General features: G+C 43.3%; 27 protein-coding genes, 3 tRNA genes and 1 pseudogene. 15 read left to right on the forward strand and 16 right to left on the reverse strand.

Features of this window, described 5'->3' with window-relative positions:
• Positions 1-115 precede the first annotated feature (115 nt).
• From Q337_RS16885 to uvrB, 5 genes are all read right to left on the reverse strand, one after another.
• The gene (locus tag Q337_RS16885) at positions 116-454 is read right to left on the reverse strand and encodes a hypothetical protein (protein WP_051526595.1); all 339 of its coding nucleotides are present in this window, start codon (positions 452-454) and stop codon (positions 116-118) included.
• Between the two features lie 166 nt (positions 455-620).
• The gene (locus Q337_RS0105505) at positions 621-2,081 is read right to left on the reverse strand and encodes a glyceraldehyde-3-phosphate dehydrogenase (RefSeq protein WP_026470746.1); all 1,461 of its coding nucleotides are present in this window, start codon (positions 2,079-2,081) and stop codon (positions 621-623) included.
• A 391-nt stretch (positions 2,082-2,472) separates the two neighbouring features.
• Positions 2,473-2,631 (reverse strand): hypothetical protein, encoded by a 159-nt coding sequence (locus Q337_RS18780; protein WP_156935707.1) that lies wholly within the window; start codon positions 2,629-2,631, stop codon positions 2,473-2,475.
• Positions 2,632-3,005: 374 nt separating this feature from the next.
• On the reverse strand, positions 3,006-3,584 hold the full coding sequence (locus tag Q337_RS0105515; RefSeq protein WP_228133084.1) for a lipocalin family protein: 579 nt from the start codon (positions 3,582-3,584) through the stop codon (positions 3,006-3,008).
• 249 nt (positions 3,585-3,833) lie between these two features.
• Positions 3,834-5,954 (reverse strand): excinuclease ABC subunit UvrB, encoded by a 2,121-nt coding sequence (gene uvrB / locus Q337_RS0105520; protein ID WP_084494725.1) that lies wholly within the window; start codon positions 5,952-5,954, stop codon positions 3,834-3,836.
• A 326-nt stretch (positions 5,955-6,280) separates the two neighbouring features.
• Between uvrB and Q337_RS0105525 the strand changes: the two genes are divergently transcribed.
• Positions 6,281-6,886, forward strand: a complete 606-nt coding sequence (locus Q337_RS0105525) for a MarC family protein (protein ID WP_026470749.1) — start codon at positions 6,281-6,283, stop codon at positions 6,884-6,886.
• 63 nt (positions 6,887-6,949) lie between these two features.
• Here Q337_RS0105525 and Q337_RS18920 read toward each other — a convergent pair whose 3' ends face one another.
• Positions 6,950-7,117, reverse strand: a complete 168-nt coding sequence (locus tag Q337_RS18920; RefSeq protein ID WP_169733740.1) for a hypothetical protein — start codon at positions 7,115-7,117, stop codon at positions 6,950-6,952.
• Between the two features lie 240 nt (positions 7,118-7,357).
• On the opposite strand from Q337_RS18920, the gene Q337_RS0105535 reads away from it, so the two are divergent.
• From Q337_RS0105535 to Q337_RS0105565, 6 genes are all read left to right on the forward strand, one after another.
• Positions 7,358-8,449: a YheT family hydrolase gene (locus Q337_RS0105535; protein WP_034279224.1), complete on the forward strand. Its 1,092-nt coding sequence runs from the start codon at positions 7,358-7,360 to the stop codon at positions 8,447-8,449.
• Between the two features lie 141 nt (positions 8,450-8,590).
• Positions 8,591-9,835 carry a pyridoxal phosphate-dependent aminotransferase gene (locus tag Q337_RS0105545; RefSeq protein WP_026470751.1) on the forward strand — a complete coding sequence of 415 codons (1,245 nt, stop codon included), beginning with the start codon at positions 8,591-8,593 and terminating at the stop codon, positions 9,833-9,835.
• 232 nt (positions 9,836-10,067) lie between these two features.
• Positions 10,068-10,143 (forward strand) — tRNA-Asn (locus Q337_RS0105550).
• Positions 10,144-10,305: 162 nt separating this feature from the next.
• A complete protein-coding gene (locus Q337_RS0105555) occupies positions 10,306-10,788 on the forward strand; it encodes a DUF2569 domain-containing protein (RefSeq protein ID WP_026470752.1) in 483 nt (160 codons plus the stop codon).
• A gap of 213 nt (positions 10,789-11,001) precedes the next feature.
• A tRNA-Asn gene (locus tag Q337_RS0105560) sits at positions 11,002-11,077 on the forward strand.
• 108 nt (positions 11,078-11,185) lie between these two features.
• Positions 11,186-11,635 (forward strand): DUF2726 domain-containing protein, encoded by a 450-nt coding sequence (locus Q337_RS0105565; protein WP_034279225.1) that lies wholly within the window; start codon positions 11,186-11,188, stop codon positions 11,633-11,635.
• 44 nt (positions 11,636-11,679) lie between these two features.
• Here Q337_RS0105565 and Q337_RS0105570 read toward each other — a convergent pair whose 3' ends face one another.
• Positions 11,680-12,048 carry a hypothetical protein gene (locus tag Q337_RS0105570; RefSeq protein WP_026470754.1) on the reverse strand — a complete coding sequence of 123 codons (369 nt, stop codon included), beginning with the start codon at positions 12,046-12,048 and terminating at the stop codon, positions 11,680-11,682.
• A 217-nt stretch (positions 12,049-12,265) separates the two neighbouring features.
• Between Q337_RS0105570 and Q337_RS0105575 the strand changes: the two genes are divergently transcribed.
• The 3 genes from Q337_RS0105575 to Q337_RS16890 all read left to right on the forward strand — a co-directional run bounded on the left by Q337_RS0105575 (position 12,266) and on the right by Q337_RS16890 (position 15,097).
• Entirely contained in the window at positions 12,266-13,297 is a 1,032-nt protein-coding gene (locus tag Q337_RS0105575; protein ID WP_051526596.1) for an SDR family NAD(P)-dependent oxidoreductase, read from the forward strand.
• 228 nt (positions 13,298-13,525) lie between these two features.
• Positions 13,526-14,452 (forward strand): GGDEF domain-containing protein, encoded by a 927-nt coding sequence (locus Q337_RS0105580; protein ID WP_026470756.1) that lies wholly within the window; start codon positions 13,526-13,528, stop codon positions 14,450-14,452.
• Between the two features lie 186 nt (positions 14,453-14,638).
• Positions 14,639-15,097, forward strand: coding sequence for a hypothetical protein (locus Q337_RS16890; protein WP_228133085.1), 459 nt, complete (start codon positions 14,639-14,641; stop codon positions 15,095-15,097).
• 701 nt (positions 15,098-15,798) lie between these two features.
• On the opposite strand, the gene Q337_RS0105590 is transcribed toward Q337_RS16890, so the two are convergent.
• From Q337_RS0105590 to Q337_RS0105630, 8 genes are all read right to left on the reverse strand, one after another.
• Positions 15,799-16,635 (reverse strand): tyrosine-type recombinase/integrase, encoded by an 837-nt coding sequence (locus Q337_RS0105590; protein WP_051526597.1) that lies wholly within the window; start codon positions 16,633-16,635, stop codon positions 15,799-15,801.
• Between the two features lie 339 nt (positions 16,636-16,974).
• Positions 16,975-18,267 carry a zonular occludens toxin domain-containing protein gene (locus Q337_RS0105595; protein ID WP_026470758.1) on the reverse strand — a complete coding sequence of 431 codons (1,293 nt, stop codon included), beginning with the start codon at positions 18,265-18,267 and terminating at the stop codon, positions 16,975-16,977.
• A gap of 77 nt (positions 18,268-18,344) precedes the next feature.
• The gene (locus Q337_RS0105600; RefSeq protein WP_026470759.1) at positions 18,345-18,632 is read right to left on the reverse strand and encodes a DUF2523 family protein; all 288 of its coding nucleotides are present in this window, start codon (positions 18,630-18,632) and stop codon (positions 18,345-18,347) included.
• A complete protein-coding gene (locus Q337_RS0105605; RefSeq protein ID WP_026470760.1) occupies positions 18,632-19,969 on the reverse strand; it encodes a virulence factor TspB C-terminal domain-related protein in 1,338 nt (445 codons plus the stop codon). Before Q337_RS0105605 ends, Q337_RS0105600 begins: the two co-directional genes overlap by 1 nt.
• Before the next feature lie 147 nt (positions 19,970-20,116).
• On the reverse strand, positions 20,117-20,365 hold the full coding sequence (locus tag Q337_RS16895; protein ID WP_034279226.1) for a hypothetical protein: 249 nt from the start codon (positions 20,363-20,365) through the stop codon (positions 20,117-20,119).
• A gap of 366 nt (positions 20,366-20,731) precedes the next feature.
• Positions 20,732-21,037, reverse strand: coding sequence for a hypothetical protein (locus Q337_RS0105620; RefSeq protein WP_026470761.1), 306 nt, complete (start codon positions 21,035-21,037; stop codon positions 20,732-20,734).
• A 10-nt stretch (positions 21,038-21,047) separates the two neighbouring features.
• Positions 21,048-22,358, reverse strand: a complete 1,311-nt coding sequence (locus Q337_RS16905) for a replication initiation factor domain-containing protein (protein ID WP_156935708.1) — start codon at positions 22,356-22,358, stop codon at positions 21,048-21,050.
• Complete coding sequence (locus tag Q337_RS0105630; RefSeq protein WP_026470762.1) at positions 22,321-22,587, reverse strand: hypothetical protein; 267 nt, start codon at positions 22,585-22,587, stop codon at positions 22,321-22,323. The genes Q337_RS16905 and Q337_RS0105630 overlap by 38 nt, the downstream gene beginning before the upstream one ends.
• Positions 22,588-22,610: 23 nt before the next feature.
• On the opposite strand from Q337_RS0105630, the gene Q337_RS0105635 reads away from it, so the two are divergent.
• Positions 22,611-23,072 carry a DUF2726 domain-containing protein gene (locus tag Q337_RS0105635; RefSeq protein WP_026470763.1) on the forward strand — a complete coding sequence of 154 codons (462 nt, stop codon included), beginning with the start codon at positions 22,611-22,613 and terminating at the stop codon, positions 23,070-23,072.
• A 109-nt stretch (positions 23,073-23,181) separates the two neighbouring features.
• Positions 23,182-23,304, forward strand: a pseudogene (locus Q337_RS19365) (helix-turn-helix domain-containing protein); the annotation flags it as partial.
• A 108-nt stretch (positions 23,305-23,412) separates the two neighbouring features.
• On the opposite strand, the gene Q337_RS0105640 reads toward Q337_RS19365, so the two are convergent.
• Positions 23,413-23,489: transfer RNA gene (locus tag Q337_RS0105640), tRNA-Arg, on the reverse strand.
• Between the two features lie 224 nt (positions 23,490-23,713).
• Here Q337_RS0105640 and Q337_RS16910 point away from each other — a divergent pair.
• From Q337_RS16910 to queF, 3 genes are read left to right on the forward strand one after another with little or no spacing between them, the layout of a single operon-like run.
• Positions 23,714-24,682, forward strand: coding sequence for an ABC transporter ATP-binding protein (locus tag Q337_RS16910; RefSeq protein ID WP_051526599.1), 969 nt, complete (start codon positions 23,714-23,716; stop codon positions 24,680-24,682).
• Entirely contained in the window at positions 24,679-25,452 is a 774-nt protein-coding gene (locus Q337_RS0105650) for an ABC transporter permease (protein WP_026470764.1), read from the forward strand. The genes Q337_RS16910 and Q337_RS0105650 overlap by 4 nt, the downstream gene beginning before the upstream one ends.
• A 57-nt stretch (positions 25,453-25,509) precedes the next feature.
• Complete coding sequence (gene queF, locus Q337_RS0105655; protein WP_026470765.1) at positions 25,510-26,328, forward strand: NADPH-dependent 7-cyano-7-deazaguanine reductase QueF; 819 nt, start codon at positions 25,510-25,512, stop codon at positions 26,326-26,328.
• The last annotated feature ends 5 nt before the right edge of the window (positions 26,329-26,333 follow it).

Here is a 26,333-nt window from a genome sequence, read left to right on the forward strand (position 1 = left end):
AATATTATGCCATAGTTTAGGCCTGAGCTGTATAAAAGCTGCCTAAGGTTTTTTGAAGTTGTTTTTGGTTTCTATTCTTAAAGCCGGGTAAGCCAGCTTTAGGCACCTGCTCTTGCTACTTTTGATAATAACCTGTGCTTAAGGGTGATTCCTGTGGAAATAGTTTATCCTGTTGCAAATGGAGTTTTAGGCCTTTGAACACCGTTTGCTGTGTTTCGCTGCTTTGCAGTTCAATTAAATCGCCTACCTGCTGCCAGGTGCCACTAGATTCCTGATCAACAGCGCCATACATTAAAACAGCCTGATAATGACCATCAGGGTTTAAAAGTAACTCGGAACCTACTTCGGTAACGCCATTCAAATAATAGTGACCCGGAGCAGCAGCATTGGCCAGATGGGTAAAAAGACTTAAGGCAATCATTAAAGCTACTGTTTTAACAAACTGATTTAGCATATAAAAATCCAGATTTTTGATGACTTATTTAATTAATTGAGCAACTGAACATAAGCCTAAACCTATCTTGTTTTAGCAATCATCAACCATTTTTTATTGTAATTGCACAGATAACACTAACATAAAAAAAACCCAGCCAAAGCCGGGTTTTTCTTTGCAAATCTACTTACACGCTAACGCTATCCACTGGAATGTGCGGATACACCACGCCTGCCATTTGCTCGGCAATGCGCAGTACCTGACAGCTATAGCCAACTTCGTTGTCATACCAGACGTACAGAGTGACACGGTTGCCACTGGTAATGGTGGCTTGCGCATCATACACACCGGCAGTGCGCGAACCAATAAAGTCAGACGATACCACTTCGGTAGAGTTGGTATAGCCAATTTGACCTTGCAGGTTGGAGTTCAGGGAAATCAGACGGATGTATTCGTTGATTTCTTCAGTAGATACTTCCTGCGCCAGATTCAGGTTTAGAATTGCCAATGATACATTTGGTGTAGGTACGCGAACCGAGTTACCAGTCAGCTTGCCTTTTAGAACTGGCAGCGCCTTGGCAACGGCTTTGGCTGCACCGGTCTCGGTGATGACCATGTTCAGGGTTGCAGCACGGCCACGACGATCAGCCTTATGGTAGTTATCAATCAAGTTCTGGTCATTGGTGAACGAGTGAACAGTTTCCACATGGCCATTTTCAACGGTGTACTTATCATTGATGACTTTTAGTACTGGTGTAATAGCATTGGTGGTACAGCTTGCTGCACTGATAATCTGGTCAGAATCAATGATATCGCTATGGTTTACACCATACACCACGTTCTTCATTTCGCCTTTGCTTGGTGCAGTCAGGATCACACGGGCAACGCCTGGGCATTTCAGGTGCTGGGCCAGGCCTTCAGCATCACGCCATTTACCGGTGTTATCAATCAACAGCGCATTATCAATGCCATACTGGGTGTAATCCACTTCAGCCGGGCTGCTGGCATAAATCACCTTGATGTAGTTACCATTGGCAATAATGGCTTCATTTTCTTCATCAATGGAAATGGTGCCTTCAAATGAACCATGAATGGAATCACGACGCAGCAAGGAAGCACGCTTGGCCAGATCGTTTTCACTGGATTTACGTACCACAATCGCTTTAAGGCTCAAGCCACGGCCAACACCAGTTTGCTCAATAATCAAACGGGCCAGAATGCGTCCAATACGACCAAAACCATAAAGAACGACGTCTCTGGTTTTTGGTTCGCACTTGTTGCCTGCTACTGGTGTTAAAGCAGCTTGCAAAAATTCGTTGATGTCGCCGCCTTTTTGCTTGTAATCAGCAGCCAGCTTACCCAGATCTACTTCGCAGCTTGCAATATTGTCAAATTTTACCAGTGCTTCCAGCAAAGGCATGGTGTCCACCACAGACAGCTCAACAGCAATCATGCGGGCACGGCGATGTGCTTTTAGAATCTGGATCACAGAGCGGTTGATCAGTGAGCGACCATATACCGTAATAATAATGTCTTTTTCACGGTAAAGCTGTCCGATCAAGGCAATCATGCGTTCAGCAATTTCTTCGCGATTTTTCCAGCGGCCAAAATGTTCGCTATGCAGGGCAACGATGGTCTCTTTGCTCACGGAGGCTTCCTCTTTGGGGTTAGCTGCCATCACAGTAACAGCAGCAGGCAAGTTTTAAAGGCGCATATTGTAATGGAAAATTGCCTGCCTGAAAATGTTGGTAACGGATAAAACAGCAAGAAGTTTTTCCAGTATTAAAATTTTATAAAGGTTTAGACTGATAAGGTTGGTAATCAGGATTTGGTTCATCACTAAAAAACTGGCAAGCTTTAAGATTGTTATAAAATTAGAAAATAAATAATAAAGTAAATTCTAGTTAGGCATAAAATTAGATAAAACAATAAATACCTGATGCTACCGTGTTTATCAGGTATTTATTGTTGATAAAGCATTAGTAGCATGAATTTCCAACCTAAAACCAGCTCTTAACAACTCAGCACCTTTAAACGGCTTAGGAAGCTGAACCGCTGTGCTCGTCACTGTGTTTTAGTTCATCATGCGTGTATGTCGCGGTAAATCCTTCTACCAAATCAATTGCTGAAGCCAGTAACGTAATAAAAGTACGGGTAACCAGCTGTCCTGACTTTGGCTGGATAGTCACCTTAATCATAAGATTTCTCCAATTTATTTTCAGGTTTAATTCACAATAACGACTTGGTACTGCATCATCTAGGCTAAAGACACCATCATGATGCGTGTTACAACAACTTTAATATATAAAGTCAGCTTGTAATCATCTACGGGAAACTACCCTGCTTTTTGTGTAAAATCAGAGTAAATGTATAAGCAAACCAGCAGTTTATAAAAGCTAACGCAGGCTTTGGTCATCTTGTGTTAATAAATCAGAAGCTGGTTACATAACTGATGAGCAGACTTTTTAAATTTTTTATTGTTAGTCTTGAATTAATGTCTGAAATTTTTTAATAAAAAAAGGAATCTGCTACTAGCAAAGCTGGCAAATTCCTGTTGTGTTGCGCATTCTATTTACTGGGTGTGCCTAGTGCGAATTAGCTTGCTGGTGTCAAAACCCTGCTGTTTGGCTGCATCAACATAGTTCTGATAGGTTTGCTCATCAAGATGTGGTGTGCGAGACAAGATCCATAAATACTTGCGGTTGGGTGCGCCAACCAAGGCAGTCTGGTAATTGTCATCCAGCTTTAAAATCCAGTAATCACCTTTGGTAAAAGGAATCCAGCGCAAGCCTTGTGGCAAAAAGCTGACTTTAAGTTTGCTATTGGCCTTGTCTATCGGTGTGGCCTCACCCTGTGATGCCATGTTTTCTCCATTAGCCTTACGACACTGGTTGAGCACTGAAACCTTGCCATTGGCTTGCAAGCCGTAGGTTGCGGTGACATCACTGGCGCACTTGCGCTGGAAATACATGGGGAAACGCGCAACTTCATACCATGTGCCCAAATAGCGGTTTAAGTCCACCTGATTTACGGTTTGTGGCTTATTCGCTGGTGCTGCAATGGCAACCGAACCTAAGACCGCAAATCCCAGCAGGACCATGGCGCTACGTTTGAGTATTTTGTGTGATGGCGCAACATGGGTAATGGTCATATGAATTCTCCTCAATATATACACTGGACAGGTTAAGAAATAATAAATTTGAGCCAGAAATAGTAGAAAATTTATTGGCTTAACCTTATGCCAAGGTGCTGTAAGAATCCAATGAACTCATGCATGCTTTTTGTAGTGGTTTGGAAGTTTTAAAATTTTGAACATGTCATGACTTAGCGAACATTTATAAAAGAAGCCGCCTGATTAACCAGCGGCTCTTTTATCATTTGTGCAGATGAATACAGCCTATCAATACAACAACTGTGCTTTCAACCGGGTGATTTCATCACGGATGCGCGCGGCTTGCTCAAACTGCAACTGCTTGGCCATATTGTTCATCTCGCTTTCCAGCTTCTTGATGTGCTTGGCAAACAGCTTTGGATCGGCCAGCAAATGCTGATCATCACTGGACAGTGCAATATGCTTGTGCAGCTTGGCATCAATTTCATCTTCTTCATACACCTCGCCGGTATCAATTTCCTTAATGACCTGACGGATTGCACTGCGCGGTGTAATCCCGTGTTTTTCATTAAATTCAATTTGCTTGTTACGACGACGCTCTGTTTCCTCAATGGCACGCTGCATGGAATCCGTAATGCGGTCGGCATACAAAATCGCCTTACCATTCAAGTTACGTGCTGCACGGCCAATGGTTTGAATGAGTGAACGATCCGAACGCAAAAAACCTTCCTTGTCGGCATCCAGAATGGCCACCAAAGACACTTCCGGCATGTCCAGGCCTTCACGCAGCAGGTTAATCCCGACCAGTACGTCATAAACACCGGTACGCAGTTCATGGATAATCTTAACGCGTTCTACCGTATCAATATCCGAGTGCAGATACGCCACCTTGATACCGTATTCTTTCAGGTAACTGGTTAAATCCTCAGCCATCCGCTTGGTTAAGGTGGTGACCAGCACGCGCTCATTAATATTTTTACGCAGGTTAATTTCAGATAAAACATCATCCACTTGCGTTAGCACCGGACGAATTTCAATTTGCGGATCAACCAGACCCGTTGGCCGCACCACCTGCTCTACAATTTGCTGGCTATGTTCCAGTTCATAGCGCGCAGGCGTTGCACTTACAAAAATAGTGGTCGGTGCAATCCGTTCCCATTCCTCAAATTTCATGGGACGGTTATCCAGCGCACTAGGCAGGCGAAAGCCGTAGTTCACCAGATTTTCCTTACGTGAACGGTCACCCTTATACATTGCACCAATTTGCGGCACTGACACATGCGATTCATCAATAATCAGCAGTGCATCTTCAGGCACATAATCAAACAGGGTTGGCGGCGCTTCACCGGCGGGACGGCCTGACAAATGCCGCGAGTAGTTTTCAATACCGTTGCTGTAGCCAAGCTGCTGGATCATTTCAATATCGTACTTAGTACGCTGCTCAATGCGCTGTGCTTCCAGCAGTTTGTCCTGCGATTTAAAAAATTCCAGTTGTTCGGCCAGTTCCTGCTTAATCGTTCCAACTGCACGCTCCAGGTTTTCCTTGGGCGTCACATAATGGCTTTTGGGATAAATGGTAATGCGGGGCACTTTACGCACCATTTTGCCGGTAAGCGGATCAAACCAGCGAATGGAGTCAATTTCATCATCAAAGATTTCAATGCGCACTGCCATTTGCTCAGATTCGGCTGGGAAAATATCCAGAATCTCGCCACGCAGGCGATAAGTGCCCCGGGTAAATTCCAGCTCATTACGCGTGTATTGCATCTCTACCAGACGGCGAATTAAGGCATCACGGTCAATGCGATCACCCTGCACAATATGCAACAGCATTTTTAAGTAGGCCTCAGGATCACCCAGACCATAAATGGCTGAAACAGAGGCCACAATAATGGCATCGCGCCGTTCTAGTAATGACCGGGTGGCAGACAAACGCATCTGGTCAATATGGTCGTTAATTGCCGAATCTTTTTCAATAAAGGTATCCGATGACGGCACATAAGCTTCGGGCTGATAGTAATCGTAATAACTGACAAAATACTCAACCGCATTATTGGGAAAAAATGCCTTGAACTCGCCATATAACTGCGCGGCCAGCGTTTTGTTATGCGCCATAATAATAGTCGGGCGCTGGGTTTGTGCAATGACATTAGCCATCGTATAGGTTTTACCAGAACCTGTTACCCCCAGCAACAGCTGGCCCTTTAAACCGTTATTGACGCCACGCACCAGTTTTTCAATGGCCTGTGGCTGATCACCCGCTGGCTCAAAGTCAGTTTTTAAGTCAAAAGGCTTATCTAAAATCTGCGTGCCAGAAAGATTGACACCGCGTTGCAATGCCTGCTCCTGAATCTGGGTTGCCACATGGTTCAGCTCATCCAAAGAGCGCATTTTGGTGGGTTCACGCATTGTATTTTAACTCTTTATATTCAGCCAGATCATACTAATAAATAAGGCTTTAGACTGAAAAATCAAGGCTATAAATACTGCTAAATGTAATTGGACATTTAAGGCAAGCCTTAATGAATAGATTGCTTTTAAAATAGTCATCCCCACTAACTGTAAAAGCTTTTTAAATTTTTGCTATCCGTTTTTAGAAAGCTTTTGCAAGTGCAAAGCCGTGTTTCTTACAAGCTTAAAACAACCCGCCAACCAAACAGGTAAATAAAGCGGCTCAGCTCAGAAGTCAAACCGTTATACAATAACATCAACTTAAAATTCAGGCAGGAGACTGGATGTCCGAGCAATTTTTTACCTCATTTGCCTTGTTTTTTTCATTGCTTAACCCGTTTTTAATGAGCATTTACCTACTGGGAATGATCCGTCAGCTATCGCTGGCGCAGTTTAGTAAAGTGCTGATTCAGGGTGCATTCATCAGTAGCATCGTATTCCTGTTATTCTCGTATGGTGGCGAAGCAATCTTTAACCGCTTTTTACATGTTCGCTTTGAATCATTTCAGATTTTTGGCGGAATTATCTTTTTAATTATTGGGGTGCGCTATGTTTTTGAAGGCGCTGATACACTGGAATCCACTCGGGGAAAACCCGAATATCTGGCTGGCAGTGTGGCAATGCCCTTTATGATTGGGCCGGGGACAATTAGTGCTTCGGTGGTTATTGGTAGCAGCCTTAGTATTGCCGGGGCAGCAACCGTCATTGCTACCACTATGGTTTTAACCTGTAGTATGCTGATTTTATTTAAGTATTTTCATGACAACCTGAAAGCACGCTATGCGCGTTATGTCGATCGCTATATTGAGATTGTGGGCAGGCTGTCTGCGCTGCTGATTGGCACGATTGCGGTGGATATGATTGTGACTGGTGTGATGGGATTAATGTAAAAAAAGGGCTACTACAGAAGTAACCCTTGATAATCACCTGCGCCTAAAAACCTGCCCCTATTATTAACGCTTGCCCATTGACCGTCTCGTACCCGCAGGTGGCATAAAAGTACGGTCAGCATAACGCTTGGGTTTGGGGCGTACCTGCTCTAGCGTTTCATCATTTTCCTCATCGCGCTGTGGCATGGGAAATGGCAACTGGGCAACCTGTCGTTTGGCGGGCTTGCTCATCTTCAAAAACCTATCATTAATCACTGGCCCTAGTTTAAACCTTTTGCTGGCTAAACTGTAAGATTGTTGCCTCTCACATCAGAAATTTATACACATCGAATCAGTTTAAAAATCATTCATTCAAGGTCACAGAATGAAATTGACGAACTATGCAACAAATTGCATAATCAAATGAATCAGCAATAACGACTATCCATTTTGGACGCAGCACGCGTTAGAGTGCAGCACGAGGATTTCCTGATGCCAGCAATAACCAGCTTGTTAGATTCATTTCCATCATTCTTAAAGAATAAATCCGCACCGTTACTTGAGATTTTCTATAAGCCAACAACAGACAATAAAAAGCTCATTCAGGAAATTCGGCAGCTACAACGTCCCTATCAGCCCACATTCTGGCTGGCCAACACGCATGTGCAGCTCATGTATCTTGAACTTAAGAAAAAGCTGGAAAAACCTTTAATTTATGATCGTGTTGAAACCCTCACCATGGCCGATGGTGGCAAAACGGCACTAGCGTGGTATGGCTATAACTTGCCAGCCTCTACCCCAACCCTTGTTATTTTGCATACTTTAACGGGTAGCCCGCGCAGCATGCAGGATATGGTGCGGGATTTACATGAATATACGGGGTGGCGTGTAGTCGTTGCTGTACGGCGTGGACATGGCGGGCTTGAATTTGACCCACCACGTTTCAATATCTTTGGTTCTACGCAGGATCTTCGGGAACAACTCACGCACATTGAACGGCTGTTTCCACAATCACCGTTATATGCGGTGGGTTCTTCGGCAGGTTCAGGCTTGCTCATCCGTTATCTGGGTGAAGAACAGCAAAATGCCCGGTTTAAGGCATCTTTTGCATTCTGCCCCGGCTACAACACGGATGAAGGCTTTAAGTATTGCCATCCTTTTTATAGCAAATATATGGCTAAAAAATTAATCAGAACCTTTATTGAACCTCATCAAAGCAAGTTGCAGCAATTAGCAACATTTAACCATCTTAAAACTGCCAAAGACCTGCTGGCTTTTCATGAAAAAGTCTATGAATTTTCCGGTTATCCAAGTTATCAGCACTATTCGGATGCCACCAATCCCATGAAGGTTTTTCAGCAGGTTACCACTCCGGTCATGTTGCTAAATGCCAAGGATGATCCAGTATGCAATATTCAAAATCTTGACCCCTATCTGGCTGATATTCAGCAAATGCCCAATCTTATTGTGGTTAAAACCAAAAAAGGCAGCCATTGTGCCTATCAGCAAGGCTGGCAAGCCAGATCATGGGCGCATAAACTGATGGCCGAATATTTTCAGGTGATACACAAAAGGGATGCATAAACTGGTTAAAGCATTTTCTATTGCCTTCAATAAGGAAAAGGAATTGAAAATTAGTTTTAATATGCGGCCAAACACCTTGCAAAATCAGCTAGAATAACCCGATTTTTTGTGTTCAATTCCCTAAAAGAAGGAATCCCTGCCGTGGACGTACGTCTGTCTGACCGTGTTAACTCTATCAAGCCCTCACCAACTCTTGCTGTTACCAATAAAGCAGCTGAATTGAAAGCCGCCGGCCATAATATTATTGGCTTGGGTGCTGGTGAGCCAGACTTTGATACCCCACAGCACATTAAGGATGCTGCCATTGCGGCCATCAATAACGGGTTTACCAAATATACCGCTGTAGACGGTACACCCGGCCTGAAAAAAGCCATTATTGCCAAGTTCAAGCGTGACAATAACCTTGATTATGCCGCTAACCAGATTCTGGTATCTTGCGGTGGCAAGCAAAGCTTTTTCAATCTGGCGCTGGCGTTTATCAATCCGGGTGATGAAGTCATTATTCCTGCACCGTACTGGGTGAGCTATCCGGACATGGTGCTCATTGCTGAAGGCGTGCCGGTTATTGTGAAATGCGGTGAAGAACAGCGCTTCAAGATTACTGCTGAACAACTGGAAGCAGCGATTACCCCCAAAACCAGGCTGCTGGTATTGAATAGCCCGTCCAACCCGACTGGCATGATTTATACCAAGGAAGAACTGGAAGCACTGGCGGAAGTACTGCGTCGTCATCCACAGGTTTATATTGCCTCTGATGACATGTACGAACCAATTCGCTGGTCTGGCCCATTCTATAATATTGTAAATGTTGCGCCTGACCTGTATGACCGCACTCTGGTACTCAATGGTGTATCCAAAGCCTATGCCATGACTGGCTGGCGTATTGGTTATGCGGCTGGCCCGGCAAACATCATCAAGGCCATGACCAAAGTACAGTCGCAATCGACTTCCAATCCAACTTCAATCAGTCAGGTTGCTGCTGAAGCTGCGCTGAATGGCCCGCAAGATGTATTGCAACCCATGATTGAAGCGTTCAAGCGTCGTCATGATCTGGTGGTTAATGGCTTAAATGCAATTAACGGAATTAGCTGTCTGGATGCAGACGGTGCTTTTTATGCCTATGCGTCTATCCGTCCGGTTATTCGTGCGCTGGGTTTAAAATCCTGCACCGAATTTTCTGAATGGTTGCTGAATAAAACTGGCGTTGCAGTTGTACCGGGTGATGCATTTGGTTTAGGTGGTTATATGCGTATTTCCTACGCTACTGCTGACAGCGTGCTGGAAGATGCCCTAAACCGCATTAAAGAAGCGGTAGACAGTATTGATCCAGCTACATTGAGTGCTGCAATTGAATCTGTTGCAGCAGATCAGGCAACTGGCAAGTAATTTAACTGTGTATTTGAAAAAGCCCTGTTATTAATGATGGGGCTTTTTTATGGCTATTCCGCTGGTATTATGGCTTTGTTGTACAGTTAATAATCCTGCCTTAAAAGTAAATAGAGCCGCTTATGGCCTTAATAATTCACTTGCGCTCATGATTTAAGCAATCAATTGTTTATTTCATTAAAAGGGCTTGACCACTAACGTGTTGCTGCCTAAAATGCGCATCACCAACTGTTCTCCAATAGCTCAGTCGGTAGAGCAACGGACTGTTAATCCGTGTGTCCCTGGTTCGAGCCCAGGTTGGAGAGCCAAGATTCTGCGGTAATAAAAAATCCCTGCCTAATAAGCAGGGATTTTTTATTGAAAATTGAAAGATAAGTAATTTTTGAATAAAACCATTATGTTGAGTCAGGCAGCTAAGATATTTATGCCTACGTATTCTATTTCACATTTTTTATAAGTATCAAAGATATATGAGTAATTCAGAAAGAAATCTGGAAGGAATTAGAGGCTGGTTAGTATTAATATTTATAGGCTTAGTTATCACACCAATTCGTATTGGTCTGTTTCTTTTTCAAGAATATACAGCACTATTTAAACATGGTAACTGGAATGTACTTACATCTCCATCAAGTGAATTCTACCATCATTTATGGGCACCATTATTAGTGTTTGAAAGCGTTGGCAATTTATTGCTACTTATATTGTCTTTAACCGTATTATATTTCTTTTTACACAAATCAAAATATGTACCAAAACTTATAATTTTCTGGCTAACGTATGGCCTTATTTTTGTCATTATAGATTTTTTCTTCGCCGAACAAATTCCACTAATAGCGGATCTTTCTCAAGATACCGAATCCACTAAAGAAGTTATAAGATCATTCATTGCTGCGCTTATTTGGATACCTTACTTCCTTATATCAAAAAGGGTTAAGGCCACTTTTATTCATTAACTTTACTACAATTATGAGAACTCATTACTTCACTTAATTGAAGCATGACTCAGCAAGAAATACTAAGGCAATGTACACTCTATATCTGTCATAAACTCTTAATAAACTTCTTCTGCCTACAAAATCAGCAAAGAAACCTGATTTTATTAATATTTTCGCAAAACCCCTTGACCCTATGGGGATTGATGCATAAAATGCCGCCGTACTGATCGATCTCCAATAGCTCAGTCGGTAGAGCAACGGACTGTTAATCCGTGTGTCCCTGGTTCGAGCCCAGGTTGGAGAGCCAAGATTCTGCGGTAATAAAAAATCCCTGCCCAATAAGCAGGGATTTTTTTATTGGTGCTTATTTTATTCTCGCTTTAGCGCCACTTTAAATTTTATAGGAAAGCAAAAAATGAGCATGTGGCTGATTATTGGTATTGTAATCATTGCATTACTGGGCATTATTGCAGGGGAAAATAAAAAGCCCCGCCAGCAGCACACACCCATTCATGCCAAACCAATATTAACCCGTCGTGAACAGCAGTTTTTTGCCGTACTGCAACAAGCCATGCCCCGCGCTTATATTTTCCCGCAAGTCAGCTTTTCCGCCATTTTGACTACTAAGGGGTTTTATACGCGTAGTCAGTTTAACCGCAAGATTGCTGACTTTGTGTTATGCGATCACAATCTTAATATTGTGGCGATTATTGAACTGGATGACAGTAGTCATAAAGGCCGCGAGCAACAGGATGCCGCGCGTGATGCCATGCTGAATGAAGCAGGCTATCCGGTATTTCGCTATGCACAAATTCCTGTGGCTGGGCAGCTCCAGAAAGACCTGCAAAAATACCTGAAGTGGTAATGGCTTAATATCGTATCTGGAAAAGTCCAGAATTTTTAATCCATTTAGTTGTGTTTTCTATCAAAGGCCTTATGCTGGTTTGCGCTGGCATCGCGCACATTACTGGCACAAGTACTGGCGCTGACCTCCACTGGCTTGGCTCTTGCATCATAACATTTACAGCCTGTGGGCGTTTTCATGCAGCCTGCAATATACTGCATTTGTGAGCTGGAATTTAAATGATGCAGTTGTGACTTGATCTGTTCATTTTGAATCTGGGTTTCACTCATGCCATCGCTATGCGGCGTCGGAATTGAATCTGAAGAAATCTGGCTCGGCTCGGTTTTAAAGAAAGACTGCTTTTTAAGGACATTAAACACAACAAGTGCAATGACCAGAAAAATAGCCAGCTTAATCATTTTTTGTAAGGCCATAATTGTCTTTATAATTAGCAAAATTATGTGAGTAGCGGCAAATTTCTATTATTGTATTAATATCAGCATGCACACTGTGAAAACTGATTTTAATAAATCTATGCCTTAAAAGACAAGCTGTAACAGAGTTGCTTATAATTTAAGCAGCATCATTGATGTTTACCGCTGCATACTCCAGCTTATTCAATTCAACAATAATATACAGCTGGAGTATGTCATGCCCAATTTTTCCTATGTCTGGCTTACTCCTTATTATCGGCCTATCTCATGCTGGGTTAAGCTAATCTTGGCTGGGCTGTTTTTGGGCTTATGTTCATTCGTTCAGGCAGCAAGCACTTCCTTAAATCATAAAGTTATTGTAGTCACAGGCGCGTCCAGTGGTTTTGGCAAGGGCATTGCGCTGAAACTGGCCAGTGAAGGTGCAACAGTGGTACTGGCAGCAAGACGCACGGAATTGCTGGAACAAATCGCACAACAGTGCAGGCAACTGGGCGGCAATGCACTAGTGGTTACTACGGATGTGGCCAATGAACAGGAAGTTCAGCAGTTGGCTCAACGGACTCTGGATAATTTTGGCCGTATTGATGTGTGGATTAACAATGCCGGGGTTGGTGTATTTGGCCGATTTGATGAAGCGCCACTGGCCGATCATAAACGACTGATGGATATTAATTTTAATGGCACGATGTATGGTAGCTATTATGCCATGCGCCAGTTCCGCCAGCAGCATTACGGCTCACTAATCAATATTTCTTCGGTAATGGGTAAAGTACCGCTACCCTACTATGCTAGCTATACTGCATCCAAACATGCCATTGTTGGGCTTGATGCAGCCATCAATCAGGAATTGCAGGTTAACCACGAGCGCAATATTCATGTCACTACGATTATGCCATTTGCTGCTGATACACCCTGGTTTAATCATACGGCCAATTATAGTGGCAAGTCTCCACGCATGATTGCGCTAGATCATCCCGATAAAATCATCAATGCTGTAATAAAAGCCATTGGCCATCCCAAAAAAGAAGTCGCTGTAGGCTATAAGGCAAAACTGGCTGTAACTTCCCACCGCATTGCCACAGGTTTAACCAATACGCTGGCTGGGCGTGCTGGTCATAAAATTATGATTCAGGACCCGCCGCCTGCTCCAGATACCACGGGCACACTATATAAGCCTATGGCTGAAGGTACTGGTGTGGTAGGTGGGGTCAAAGCCCGTGTAGAGAGGGAAGATCAAATGCAGGACTAGCAGACATCATTACTTCTAAACTTTATGTATTGAAGTCCATATTGAGTAATTCAGTAGTCGAGGTTTTTACCAATCACTGAGTTAACTAATACTATGAATAACTTGCTAAACTTATACTTACTTATAGAAGAATTTCTTATAAAAATTTATTACAACCGGGTTATATCCTATGAAGCAGCCTATCCTTGCATATTTTTGCGCTCATCAGCCTGTTAGTTGAGTAATACAATGAATTTCCAGTTATCTGCGAGCTTTGAAGATGCAGGCCGTGCAGTCCTAGACTTCTTGCATCAGCGTCTGGATTTTGGGTTATGGATGATTACCCGCACCGAGGGCGATGACTGGATTGTGCTGCAATCCGAGGATCATGGCTATCAGGTTAAGCCCGGGCAGGTCTTTCGCTGGGCGGATTCATTTTGTGCCCACATGGTTCAGAGTGCAGCACCGCATATTGCCCCCTGCTCTGATGAGATTGAACTGTATGCCACTGCGCCTATTGCCAAGCTGGTGCCTATAAAAGCTTATATTGGCTTTCCCCTGCGTCGGGAGAATGGCGAATTATTTGGTACTTTGTGCGCTATAGATCCACATCCAAAACCCGAATCCATCCGGCAGGAACAGGAACTGCTTGACCTGCTCAGCAATCTGTTGAGTGTCATTTTGCAAAATGAGCTTCAGCGCATCCAGTACACCCGTTATTTTGAGCGTCTGCAGGTAGAAACATTGCTGGATGAATCAACCCAGCTATACAACCGGGCTGCATGGGATCGGCTGATTAATGCAGAAGAAGAACGCAGCCGCAGGCTTGGCCATCCTTCTGCAGTTTATGTGATTCAATTGCACAACAGTCAAAAAGCCATGAGTCATCAGGAAAAAACGGCTCATGAGCTACTGATCAGGCGTGCTGCAATGGCCCTAAAAAAAATACTGCATGATGATGATATTCTGGCACGGCTCAACGAGCATGAGTTTGCCATCTTAAATATTAATCTTGATAAATCAAAAGCTGAGGATTTTTTCCATTATATTCGGCAAACCTTGCAGCATATGAATATTGCTGCATCAATTGGTTATGCACTCCGTCATCCGTCTACTGGATTGCATCAGGCACTGATTCAGGCTACAGCACAAATCCGTGGCCAGCAGCACAATTAATTTCCTAAACAGCTTTTATTCATTCCATACTGATGACTTAAAAACCCTGACAGCTTAAAATCTTCTAAAATTGCATAACAGCAATGTTGATAGCGAATTTTTTAAGATATTTATCTATCATATCTTTATATAGCTAAAGCACTAAAGACAGCTTAAGCACACTTGTGCTTTGGCCTTTATAAATAATTGTTTAATGGCTTTGCCAGAGAAATAAATGAGTCAATTAATTTTTTTAATTATAGGGTTGGATATTGGTTAGGGAAAAATTATAAATCAACCAGACAAAATAAAAAGCCGGTGCCATCACGGCTTAGGCAATTGACAGCCATAGAACGGCAAAAAGCTAAAGTTCTGTATACAACTGATGCAGATCGCATTAAGGAGCTCAATTTACTTTCACCCACTGAAGGAAAGTTTTTACGCATACTTCAGCATGAATTCATCAGTGCTGACATTGTAGTCAAGCAAAAGCGTTTCTTTGTGGTAGATAAAGATCAATTTCCACTGGCTATCTTTGAATATCGTGATGGGTTGCAAACTTTAAGGGCAACAGATGTAGATGATGGTTTACCTGTATTTATCTATAAGAATTTGCCACCAAGCAGCTCTATTAAAGAAGATGCAGAATTTATACTGGCTCGATAAGGAGTAACATGAGTAAGGACTTTTTAGTTTTTTTGATTCCCCTTGGAATTTTTTTGGCTTACTAGATTTTTGGTAATAAACCTGCTCGTCCTCAGCGGATATCCTCTGGTTCTAGAAATGTAAAACCTTCAAAAGAACAGCGCAATCAGAAGATTTCAGCCATTAATCTGTTGTTTAAAAATGCTTCAACAGAATTCAAGGAATATCGTGTTTTCAGCAAGAATGGAAAAGTAATAATTTCTGAAATTGAAGATATAAGAGAATATCCTAGAGAACTTATATTTATTTCCCTAAATCCTTTAGCACAGAAGTCCATTACACAAGGTAGTGCATACATTGTGGCGGTGTATCGTTCAGTACTCACAGGTGCAGAAATGCGTCGGGATTTTGCTTCAATATTACACTAGGATATTTTTCTAGTAATCTTGTATGGGTACAAGAAAGTAAGATTAAGCCGTTAATTTTGCACAGAAAACTAGCAATTTGAATGATCTAGAAAAAGAGGTTGTCAAAGCTAAGCCCAAAATTAGTTTTAAGTGAAATTGCTGGATTAAATCCGTTTGATACGCGCACAGAGGTACAGACGGAATTAGACAAGGATAATTCTTCTTATTGGAATAAATGGCGCGCCCGGCGGGATTCGAACCCACGACCCCTGCCTTCGGAGCGCGTCAGTTTTAGTATTTCAGTTACAAAAATATTTAAAAAGTTGGCAGAGATTTTAGAGCGTCGCGCAAATTATCAATTTGCAAGTGAGCATAGCGCTCCGTTGTTGTTATACACGTATGGCCTAGCAGATCGCGCACCGTATAAAGCGGGATTCCCGATTGAACGAGCCACGATGCAAAAGTGTGTCGTAAATCGTGAATACGCAAGTTATCAATCTTTGCCATCTTACAGGCTAATCTAAATCCTTTCTTTAAACTCAGTATATGAGTGCCTGTCTGTTCATTATAAAAAACCCAAGTATTATTCGCCCTGGCTAACTTCATTTCATGCAGCACTTGCATGGCCGTTTCATTCAATGCAATAAAACGCCGCCGTTTTGACTTGGTATTTTCCCTATTCAGAATTAAATAGCGATTATTAAAATCCACCCTATCCCAAGAAAGCCGGAGCAGCTCACCAGATCGGCAGCCCGTATTTAAAGCCAATTTGATAAAGCAGTTTAAAAAGTAATTATCTTTTGAAGCATAGATTAGCCTTGCAGCTTCAGCATTAGATAGAAAGCGGATACGTGGCTCAGATTCAGATAATGAAAAATTGGCCAATGGGTTTCTATGGGATAATTCATGGTCAGTAAAATAATAATTAATTGCAGCACGCAGAGACCGAAATTCACGGTTAATTGTCGCGTCAGTCACTCCAGCAGCACGCCTAAAGTGAATGTAGTCACGCAGGCTTTGCCGTGTGATTGCAGTTATTTCAATGTCACCATAAAAAAGCTCAAAGCGTGCATAGGCATATTTGTCACGATCTTTTGAAGTATGTTCAGAATAATGCAGATAATAAGCTGTCACATTATTAAGGGTAATCATAGCTAAAAGTCCTGATACATAAGGACTTTTAAAAGTGGAATTCATGGCATGTTTAGTCTGTTTTGAAACGCGGTGCGTTTCGCTTCGCTTGTAACTATGAAGCTGATGCGCACAAGTCGCATCAGCTTCTGTAATTAGCTTGTTTTTGGGTTCTTTGGGCGATCAAGTTACTTTCAGACTAGACGGTGCAGTTGCCCGCTATTCTGAAAGCCTTGACGCTGCTAATCCCTACTATTTTCTTTGACACCTTTAATAATTCTACGAATAGGGTGTTTAATACCGTCCCATATAAAACCAAATAAGCATAGACCTATAAGAAACATCAGTGCTTGATAATAACTAGACATTAGGTGTTACCTGTGCTGGTGACTGCACTGGAGCAGCAGGCTGTGACTGTGCAAGGAACGGGTTAAACGGCATTCCGTCATTGATTACTTTTTTGCAGTCCGCTATAGACACGTCCAGCTTAGATCCTTGTTGCGTGTAACAACTGCATTTTGTCTTGAGCTGGATGCAACCGGACAGATAAGGCCGGTTAACTCCACCAGCAGAATACTGGTTATCAAAAGGCTTGTTTGGGTCATAATTCACTTCCACAGTAGGCGTGGAAGTTTGATTTTGCAGTGTGGAAGTCTGTCGCGCTTCCAGATCTGCACGTTGCTCAGGGGTCAGCGGGTCATGCACTTGTGCTGCCTGCTGTGCTTGTACTGTCTGGCTAGTTTTTGCTGGTTGAGGTTTGCCCCCAGCGACCTCAGTTAAAAAGTTATCTGTCAGGAACAGGGTTTTTAGAGCGTAGGTAAACGCTAGAACTACACCAATACAGATAAAAATAAACTTGGGTGGGATACGCATTTTATGCGTGTGTACCGTAGCAGACTTATAATATTTATATAAATCCTTTGGATAGCTAAAGCGAAATGAGCGTTCAGCAATGGCTTTTTTTGTTGGCTCATTAGGCCCAAGAACACAGTAAGCCCAGAGATATACAGTAGCCGATGGCATCCCCCAGCCACGGTGCAGGTGGAAGTGATTACCCACTACTGAACGGAAGTGAGAATGCACCAGAACCGGAAACTGGGTGATCCCATAAATATCAAAACCGCGGTGACGGTGAATCTGTAAGGCTTCTACAATGTCATTGGTTTTGCGTTCTTCCTTGTAGGTTTCACGCTGCTGGATTTCATCATAGAACACGCGTGAGCCGTCAGGACAAGTACGCCAGTCATCAGGACTAGGCAAAACATTAGGGACTTTCAGGCCGTTGATGTCAGCGTATATGGTGCGGACATCCTTTAAAAACTTAAGTTTTAAAGCAGGGTTATAGTCCTTAATACGGGTAATAATTGAGTTGTAAGCCATTGTTTTCTGGTAGTAGAGCTCATGGCGTAATTCAAGGGAAAGTATAGAAAAATGATCATATTCATCTGGGTATAACTCTATTTGCTCTTTTAAATTCCAGCCATACTGGAATTCATCTTCAAGCTTGTTTTCCCTAATGATTTTATCGTTATGGGCAAAAATAGCAGGGTTCAGCTTAATGTTCTTGGCGTTCTCTTTTTCAAACTGGATGATTAAAGAAACCGCGTAAAGGGTTTTTCCTGAGCCGGGCGTTCCGGTTATCAAATGCAGCATGGGTTACTCCGAAGCTACCCTGCGGGCGGGTCACCGTGCGCTCCGTGCAGTTGCGCGGTGCGCCGTGCAATCCGTCCTCAGGTAGCTTTTCGCAATGTTAGCTTTGATGCGTTTAACGCCATTCGGGTCAAATACGCAGATAAAATAAGCGACATATAGAGATCAAGGCCAAGCAAGTGTGCAAAGGCCAATACGTCACTTGGTACACCACCTAGCATCGACTTCATTTTGTCAACGGCAGCCGTGAAGGTGGTCATGAATATGGCTGATGAGGTAAGCATGACACCCGCACCAGTTAGGACATTTTTTAAGAATCCCTTTTGACTGGATTCAACAACAGCAGTTACTTTTGACCAGAAACCCATTAACTTTCTTCCTCTGTACGTCCAGCTACGATCATAGAAGCCTGATAAGCACCAATGAGTAAAATTGCTGGTTTTGCATAAGCAAAAGCCTGACACCAGCCGGAAAGATCAAACTCAAAGGTCTGGGTTTGACCTATAAAATTAAAGCTGAAGGTTTTTGGCTGGGGACATGTTCCGCCAAAATCCAACTGGATGGCTTGAGGTGTTTCTGTCGTAGGAATATCAATATCAGTATCACTATCATCACGCTCAGGAACTTCTTCCTTGATTGCATCAGCAAGCTCGCGTGTGGCCGTTGCTGTTTTCGTTGTTTCAGCAAGCTGTTTTTCTGCATCAGTATGGGCTTGAGTAGTTCCAGCAGTTACAGCCTTTTTGGTTTCCTCTGTCTGTGTTGCAGTGGTTTGAGTCGCTGTTTTCACTGATTCTGTGTCAGTTGCTATACGGGTAGAGTTAGTAGCAACTTTTCCTGAATTGGTATTACTAATATTCATTGCGTCACAAATGAAAGCAGCCCATGAGCAAAAGCCGGGCAATGTGAATTTTTCTATAGGCGGTGCATCTGGATCAGCAGTATTAGGCTTTGTTTCTTTGGTGATATCGTTGTCACCTTCTTTAGGCTCTACACCAGCATTTGCATCTAGCTGTTGAGGTACAGAGGGATATGCAAGAGGTTTACCTTGTTCAGCGTCAGCTAGATCAGCCGCAACTGTTTCTTTTACAAAGTCATTTGCAGCAGCGTCACCAGCAGCGGCATTTTTTGCTATTTCAGCGCCAACAACATCGTACGGTAAGTATTTTTCTTCAGGTTTAATGTCGGGGTCATAATTTGGGTTTACGACACGGTTAGCTTGGTCGTATCCCCAAGCACTACGGCATTCAACGGTTTGACCATTATCTGTTGCAACCATTTCGGTGATAGGAGGATGTCCTTCAACAGCAGCAACAGCAGCATTACACGCTTCCCCAAATGTAGAATAAGTCTTTGTTGTGCCAGCAATAGAAATCTGCCATAAATATTGAGAATTATTAACAGGTGTTTCCCAATATTTAACACGATTATTTGCAGGATCAAGTACCCAAGAAACACCATCGAGAAGTAAATCAATTGCAGTCGTTACAGCTAGTACAGCACCGAAACGACCTATGCCACGCGCCAGATCAGCAGGTGCTGGAGTAACTTTTGCAAATGAATTAACCGTACGAGAAGCACCATTAATGATTGCTTCTTTGGTTGCATTGATTGTTGCTACACCAGCCTCAGCAGCTATAGAACCTACAGACCAGCCACCCAAACCAGAAGCAGCATTTGCAAATACATAAGCTGGAGCAAACATCATGTAAACACAGATGATTAGATTAATTATCTTCGTGTGATAATCAGGAATGCTAGAACGGTTACAATTAAAGGTATCCAATTTATCCAGCTCGCTTCGTCAGTCATTTAGTTAATCCCAATAGAAGAAAGCCCCGAAGGGCTTTCGTTTTTACTTGGCACCCTTTTTGAACCATGACCATGCGAGGTACATGCCCAGTAAACCAACCAGAACAATAATGACTCCCTTAACAGCAGTTTTAGTGCCGTCAAGCTCACCAGTTGCCCCAGAGAAGTCCAGTTCAGCAGCAGCAAAAGAATTAGCTGCTACAAGCGCAGTTGAAGCCCCTACAGCACCTACGAATGCTGCATCCTTAAGACGTTTAACCAGTGGTTGGGTTTGTGGAGTTACATCTTTCATTTTTTACATCCTTAAGTTGTGTTCAGGTGTTTTTATCCATGAACTGTTTAAAAAGCTGGTAGCAGTAAGCCATTATTAAAATCGTGCAGATTTCAACAGTAAGCTCACGTGCTTGAGCTTTCGTGATTGCGACCTGGTCAAGTACAGTGACTTGCTCAGACCATGAAACACACGTCTGTGGCGTTGTGTCAGATAGCTGGTCACAGACGTAGTGCGTCATTCTTTAAAATCCGGTGCAGGTCATGTAATGGGCAGTAATCAGGCTTTTAGACATGACTTGACCGCAGCAAATACATTTAACTTTTGGTACGAGTGATATGCTCATTGGCTTAAATCCCAGTCCTTTTACATAAACCTGAATCATGGTTAAGCCTTAGCAGCTTGTGGCGCTAGAACAGGCTTTAGGTCAATCAAAATGGTTTTTTGGCTTTTGCCATTGGTGACCATTTCAAACGTGGCCACCGCTTCGAACGGAAACTTGAGTGTTGCCACTTTGTTGAAGTTGTCAGACAGCCCCCATGGGTATTCAGAGCCAGCGAAGCCCACAGCATCGCCTTTGCTGGTGTCCATGCCTGTTTGCACGTAAACCTTTGTGCTGTCGTATGGCTTTCCTTCCATTTCGCCTTTGCTACGCTTCGCACCAGTTACTACTACGTTAGATTGAAATTGCATGTTTTTTACCTCAAGAATAAACAGCGTTAAATTGGGAGCGCTGAACAGCCTGACTCAAGCGTGTATAGCCATAAGCCTGTTCAAACTGTTTGTTACGTTCCATTGAAATTGCAAGATGATCAATAATTTGCAGACGCTTAGGTACTGCGTCAGGGTCATTAGCAGTCACAAACTGCATAATTTCTGAATCGGAATAAACCTTGCGGAAAAGGGCAAAGTATTTGCCGAATTGATGTTTGATAATTTCCTTAGCCCGCTTCTGGGTGATTTCAGCTGTTTTTTTAACAGTGGCTATTTTTTCAGGCGTGGCGTACTGGTGAAAATCCGAAAAACAAGGATAAGCACCAATAAAATATTGAGAAGGACTAAGCAAAATATCAAATGGTATAAAGCGGTCATGGCCTTTAAATTCAACCTCTGCACGTGTCCAAGGATCATCCTTAGCACCCTCTTTTTTACCTTTTTCATAAATCCGGCAATATTTTCCAGATTCACGAGTGCCAATGGTTAGCGTCCGGCCTTTGCCTGTAATGCGTTTCCAGTTGCCCAAGTGTCCAATGTTAGGCATGGTGCCACCGCACCAGAAGCCGCCTAAGCCGTCTTGCATGTTTGCCCAGTCAACATTTAAGTGTTTGCCCTGCAAATCATCATGTGCAAGGTCTACACGGGTCAGCTTGGTACGCTGGGCATATCCGGTCAGGTATTTATAAAGGCGTTCATGCCATCCTTTAGCTGCTAAAGCACAGCCTTTGCCGTTAAGCTGGACTGCAATGCGTTTAGAGCTATGACCCATTAAGACTATGCCTAGGTTGTCTTGCAGCTCCCAAGAGTACTTATAGAAGTGCATACCCTTGTCACGTTTTTTTGCGATGCCAAAACCGAAGATTTCAAACAGGTCTTGGTCTAAATCGTCGGCAATGTCGTCGTAGGCGTCAGCATCATCTAGGCCTAGTGCTAAATATTTAGGGCTAAAGGTTTCAACACCTAGCGCAAATGTTACCCAGTCCAGTTGAGCAACTTCGCCAGTACAAGGCACGCTATGGATGATTGGCAGGTCTGTACCATCTTCAGTTTTGACCATGCGGACGTTGTCCAGCTTGCGTGGATACTTCCAGTTGCCTAGGTCTGCTGTTTTCCCGAAAATTTCCGGCTGGTTGCCTTCCACTATCGCAGGGATTAAGGCCTCTTGCGTCCCCTGTGGTGATACCGTTACCCCCATATTATAAAAGGGGGTCTTTTCGACCTTTACCGTGTGTTTTAACTGGGTTTTGATTAATTTTTGATCAGACATGATCATCCCCCAATTGTTCCAGAATTTCACTCAGGGAAGCATTTTCACTTTCAAAAATGTCAGCAAGTGCAGCGATGCGAGCTGGTGAGTAGCCCCAAGCCGCACAAACTGTTTCAAGCTGGCGCAGGCAATGTTCAGTATTTGGTGTGCATGAGCCGCCTACAATGATTTCTTCGCCATAATTCGCTACTATCTGTGCGACATGATCAAATGCAGCTTGAGCAAACTCATGCTGATCTTTATAGACAAACGTTTGCATGGCGTTCACCAGAGAGAGAAAAAATGGAAATCTTGATAATCATTGCTGTTGTAGTTATTGCAGCCTTAGCTTTTTTAGGAGCAGCTAATAAAAGCAAATCTACTAAAGGTAAAAACCAAACACCCATTAAGGCTAAGCGCGTTTTAACCATGAATGAGCAGCCAACATTCAACAGATTACGAGAAGCACTACCTGACCATATAGTTTTAGCCCAAGTTTCATTTGGTGCATTATTAAGTACAACCGGACAAGCAACACGTAATCGCTTTAATCGAAAAATTGCAGATTTTGTTGTACTGGATAAATCTTTTAACGTGGTTGCAGTTGTCGAACTGGACGACAAGAGCCACAAAGGAAAAGAACAGCAAGATGCAGAACGGGATGCAATGCTTAAGGAAGCTGGATATCGTGTCATTCGATATCCGAGAACTCCTGATCTAGATAAAGTCAAAGCTGACTTTGCACCACCCATAAACACACCTTGATATTTCGCTAAATCGGCTTAACATAATTGTGAAGTCGGATTAACTAAATCTAACCAAATTTGTGAAGAAAGGTTACTTCACAAATTTGGTTATCGTCAAGGTGTGCGAAATGATCAAAGAACTAATAGAAAAAGCAAAATTTAGCTTGGGAAGCTATGAAAAATTAGCAGAAGCGACAGGCGTAAGACCGTCTGTAGTATCGGAATGGAAAGCAGGAAAAAGAAAGCCTGATGCTTTTAAAATTTGTTATATGGCTGAAATTGCTGGATTAAATCCGTTAGATACACTTGCAGAAGTACAAGCAGAAATTGATAAAGACAATTCTTCTTATTGGAATAAATGGCGCGCCCGGCGGGATTCGAACCCACGACCCCTGCCTTCGGAGGGCAGTACTCTATCCAGCTGAGCTACGGGCGCATAAGGCGAGACATCATAGGCAAAAAACTAGCGCGGGTAAAGCATTGCTTTTTTAACTGCTAGTTTTCTGTGCAATTTCTTATCAGTAATCTGCCAAACTATAACGCCTGCTCAATAAGTTGCAACGCAGCGTTCATAAAATACAACCGGATAAGACTTGGCTTTTTTGACAATATTCCCGACAATAGGTGCCCTGTGCTTAACCAGTCATTTGAGAGAATTCCATGACCGATGCTTTAGTGTTAAAGCAGCTCACCAAAACCTATAAAAACGGGTTCCAGGCATTAAAAGGTATTGATCTCACCGTCAGTGAAGGTGATTTTTACGCACTGCTTGGGCCAAATGGTGCGGGCAAATCCACCACCATCAGCATTATTAGCTCCCTTACCCGAAAATCTTCGGGTCATGTTGAAATATTTGGCCATGATTTAGATAGCCATCCGTCACAGGCCAAACAATGTCTGGGTGTGGTGCCGCAGGAATTTAACTTTGGCCAGTTTGAGAAAGTCTTTGATATTCTGGTCACGCAAGCCGGTTATTACGGTATCCCCAAAAAAGAAGCACAAATTCGTGCAGAAAAATATTTAAATAAGCTGGGTCTGTGGGAAAAGCGCAATGTACAGTCGCGCCTGCTCTCCGGGGGCATGAAGCGTCGCCTGATGATTGCACGTGCCATGATTCATGAGCCACGCCTGCTGATTCTGGATGAACCAACTGCGGGTGTGGATATTGAACTGCGCCGTTCCATGTGGGAATTTTTAACCGAAATCAATAATCAGGGCACTTCCATTATTCTAACCACGCATTATCTGGAAGAAGCGGAAATGCTGTGTCGCCGTATTGCCATTATTGATAAAGGCGTGATCAAGGAAGACACTGACATTAAAACGCTGCTGAGCCAGTTATCAGTAGAAACGTTTGTACTGGATTTAAAGCAGCCCGTCACCAGTTGGCCTGCGCTAAATGTACAGGGCGTACATTTCCGGCAGGTTGATCCTTTAACGGTGGAAGTTAGTATTGATAAAGGTCTGGCACTAAATGATGTGTTTGCCCTGCTGGCAAGCCATGACATTGTGGTGACAAGTATGCGTAATAAGTCCAATCGGTTGGAAGAATTATTTATTCATATGGTTGAAAAAAACCTAGACGATCAAAATGTAGGTGGTCAAAAGCCTGCTGGAGCACAAGCATGAATGTCCAGCAATTGAAAATCGCTTTAAATACATTAGTTACCAAAGAAATTCGCCGCTTTATGCGCATTTGGCCACAAACCCTGCTGCCGCCTGCCATTACCATGAGCCTGTATTTTGTGATTTTTGGCAATCTGGTCGGGTCTCGCATTGGGCAAATGAATGGCTATAGCTACATGCAGTTCATTGTGCCCGGTTTAATCATGATGGCAGTGATTACCAACAGTTATTCCAATGTGGTGTCGAGTTTCTTTAGTGTGAAATTCCAGCGCAGTATTGAAGAGCTGATTGCCAGCCCGGTGCCGCATCATATTATTCTGATTGGCTATGTGATTGGCGGCGTTACCCGTGGTTTGCTAGTAGGTTTTATTGTAACCCTGCTCTCGCTATTTTTTACCGAGCTGTCCATTCATCATGCATTTGTCATGATCTTTACTGTTCTGGTCACCGCAGTACTGTTTTCTCTGGGCGGCTTTATCAATGCAGTATATGCCCGCTCATTTGATGATATCTCCATTGTGCCGACTTTTGTGCTCACGCCTTTAACCTATCTAGGTGGTGTTTTTTACTCCATGGATCAGCTTGGGCCATTCTGGCAAAAGCTCTCCCTGCTAAACCCTATCGTTTATATGGTCAATGCTTTCCGATACGGCATTTTAGGCGCCAGTGATGTCAACGTCTGGGCATCATTGGCTGCCATTAGCATCTTTTGTATTGCACTGTATGCATTTGCCTATCGCCTGCTGGCTCGCGGTACAGGTATGCGTGAATAAGTAGTAATGCAGAAATCATCACGATTTAAATATTGATTACACAGTATTGGTTAAAACATGAGTGTTGAACAATCGCTGCTGGGTCAAACCACCAGCTACCCCACAGAATATGCGCCTGACATTCTGTTTCCCATAGCACGCGCGGCGTCAAGACAGGCCTATGCCCAGATTAACGGCATTGCTCAGGGCATGGACTGGTGGCATGCCTTTGAGCTGTCCTGGCTGGATCTGGAAAATAAGCCGCAGGTTGCTATTGGGCGGCTGCATATTCCGGCGAGTTCAGAATTTTTAATTGAATCCAAGTCACTAAAGCTATATTTCAATAGCCTGAACTTTAAAAATTTTGCATCCACTCAGGCCTTTGTTGACTGTGTAGAACAGGATCTTAGCCGTGCAGCCAATGCCTCAGTAAGACTTGAGCTGTATGATGCTGATGCACTTCAGGTGAGTCAACCCACCGGATTTTGTCTTGACCAGCTGACCCCAAACGGGTCTAGTTCGCATCCCGACAGTAGCCTGCTCAAGCTGGAACAGATAGCAGATCAGCAAGTAATTGAAACCAGTCTATATTCGCACTTGTTAAGAAGTAACTGCCCAGTCACTGGACAACCCGACTGGGGCACACTTTTTATCAGATATGAGGGAATTAAGCCTTGTTATTCAAGCCTGCTCGCTTATATTATCTCGTACCGCCAGCACAGCGGATTTCATGAGCAATGTGTTGAGCAGATTTTTGCGGACATCTGGCAACAATTGCAACCTGAGCGTTTAATGGTGTATGCCGCCTACACACGGCGTGGTGGTCTGGATATTAATCCATGCCGCGTGTCTGACCCAGCCTGGCTACCCTCACCCATTCGTTTAGCCCGACAATAATTTTT

It is taken from the genome of Alkanindiges illinoisensis DSM 15370 (assembly GCF_000619845.1).
Lineage (GTDB): Bacteria > Pseudomonadota > Gammaproteobacteria > Pseudomonadales > Moraxellaceae > Alkanindiges > Alkanindiges illinoisensis.

Excerpts from the sequence above, each read along its gene's own strand:
- Q337_RS16885 (WP_051526595.1), bottom strand. The coding sequence starts at position 454 with ATGCTAAATCAGTTTGTTAAAACAGTAGCTTTAATGATTGCCTTAAGT.
- Q337_RS18780 (WP_156935707.1), bottom strand. The coding sequence starts at position 2,631 with ATGATTAAGGTGACTATCCAGCCAAAGTCAGGACAGCTGGTTACCCGT.
- Q337_RS0105515 (WP_228133084.1), bottom strand. The coding sequence starts at position 3,584 with ATGACCATTACCCATGTTGCGCCATCACACAAAATACTCAAACGTAGC.
- uvrB (WP_084494725.1), bottom strand. The coding sequence starts at position 5,954 with ATGCGTGAACCCACCAAAATGCGCTCTTTGGATGAGCTGAACCATGTG.
- Q337_RS0105525 (WP_026470749.1), top strand. The coding sequence starts at position 6,281 with ATGTCCGAGCAATTTTTTACCTCATTTGCCTTGTTTTTTTCATTGCTT.
- Q337_RS18920 (WP_169733740.1), bottom strand. The coding sequence starts at position 7,117 with ATGAGCAAGCCCGCCAAACGACAGGTTGCCCAGTTGCCATTTCCCATG.
- Q337_RS0105535 (WP_034279224.1), top strand. The coding sequence starts at position 7,358 with ATGCCAGCAATAACCAGCTTGTTAGATTCATTTCCATCATTCTTAAAG.
- Q337_RS0105555 (WP_026470752.1), top strand. The coding sequence starts at position 10,306 with ATGAGTAATTCAGAAAGAAATCTGGAAGGAATTAGAGGCTGGTTAGTA.
- Q337_RS0105565 (WP_034279225.1), top strand. The coding sequence starts at position 11,186 with ATGAGCATGTGGCTGATTATTGGTATTGTAATCATTGCATTACTGGGC.
- Q337_RS0105570 (WP_026470754.1), bottom strand. The coding sequence starts at position 12,048 with ATGGCCTTACAAAAAATGATTAAGCTGGCTATTTTTCTGGTCATTGCA.
- Q337_RS0105575 (WP_051526596.1), top strand. The coding sequence starts at position 12,266 with ATGCCCAATTTTTCCTATGTCTGGCTTACTCCTTATTATCGGCCTATC.
- Q337_RS0105580 (WP_026470756.1), top strand. The coding sequence starts at position 13,526 with ATGAATTTCCAGTTATCTGCGAGCTTTGAAGATGCAGGCCGTGCAGTC.
- Q337_RS0105590 (WP_051526597.1), bottom strand. The coding sequence starts at position 16,635 with ATGATTACCCTTAATAATGTGACAGCTTATTATCTGCATTATTCTGAA.
- Q337_RS0105595 (WP_026470758.1), bottom strand. The coding sequence starts at position 18,267 with ATGCTGCATTTGATAACCGGAACGCCCGGCTCAGGAAAAACCCTTTAC.
- Q337_RS0105600 (WP_026470759.1), bottom strand. The coding sequence starts at position 18,632 with ATGGGTTTCTGGTCAAAAGTAACTGCTGTTGTTGAATCCAGTCAAAAG.
- Q337_RS0105605 (WP_026470760.1), bottom strand. The coding sequence starts at position 19,969 with ATGATGTTTGCTCCAGCTTATGTATTTGCAAATGCTGCTTCTGGTTTG.
- Q337_RS16895 (WP_034279226.1), bottom strand. The coding sequence starts at position 20,365 with ATGAAAGATGTAACTCCACAAACCCAACCACTGGTTAAACGTCTTAAG.
- Q337_RS0105620 (WP_026470761.1), bottom strand. The coding sequence starts at position 21,037 with ATGCAATTTCAATCTAACGTAGTAGTAACTGGTGCGAAGCGTAGCAAA.
- Q337_RS0105630 (WP_026470762.1), bottom strand. The coding sequence starts at position 22,587 with ATGCAAACGTTTGTCTATAAAGATCAGCATGAGTTTGCTCAAGCTGCA.
- Q337_RS0105635 (WP_026470763.1), top strand. The coding sequence starts at position 22,611 with ATGGAAATCTTGATAATCATTGCTGTTGTAGTTATTGCAGCCTTAGCT.
- Q337_RS16910 (WP_051526599.1), top strand. The coding sequence starts at position 23,714 with ATGACCGATGCTTTAGTGTTAAAGCAGCTCACCAAAACCTATAAAAAC.
- Q337_RS0105650 (WP_026470764.1), top strand. The coding sequence starts at position 24,679 with ATGAATGTCCAGCAATTGAAAATCGCTTTAAATACATTAGTTACCAAA.
- queF (WP_026470765.1), top strand. The coding sequence starts at position 25,510 with ATGAGTGTTGAACAATCGCTGCTGGGTCAAACCACCAGCTACCCCACA.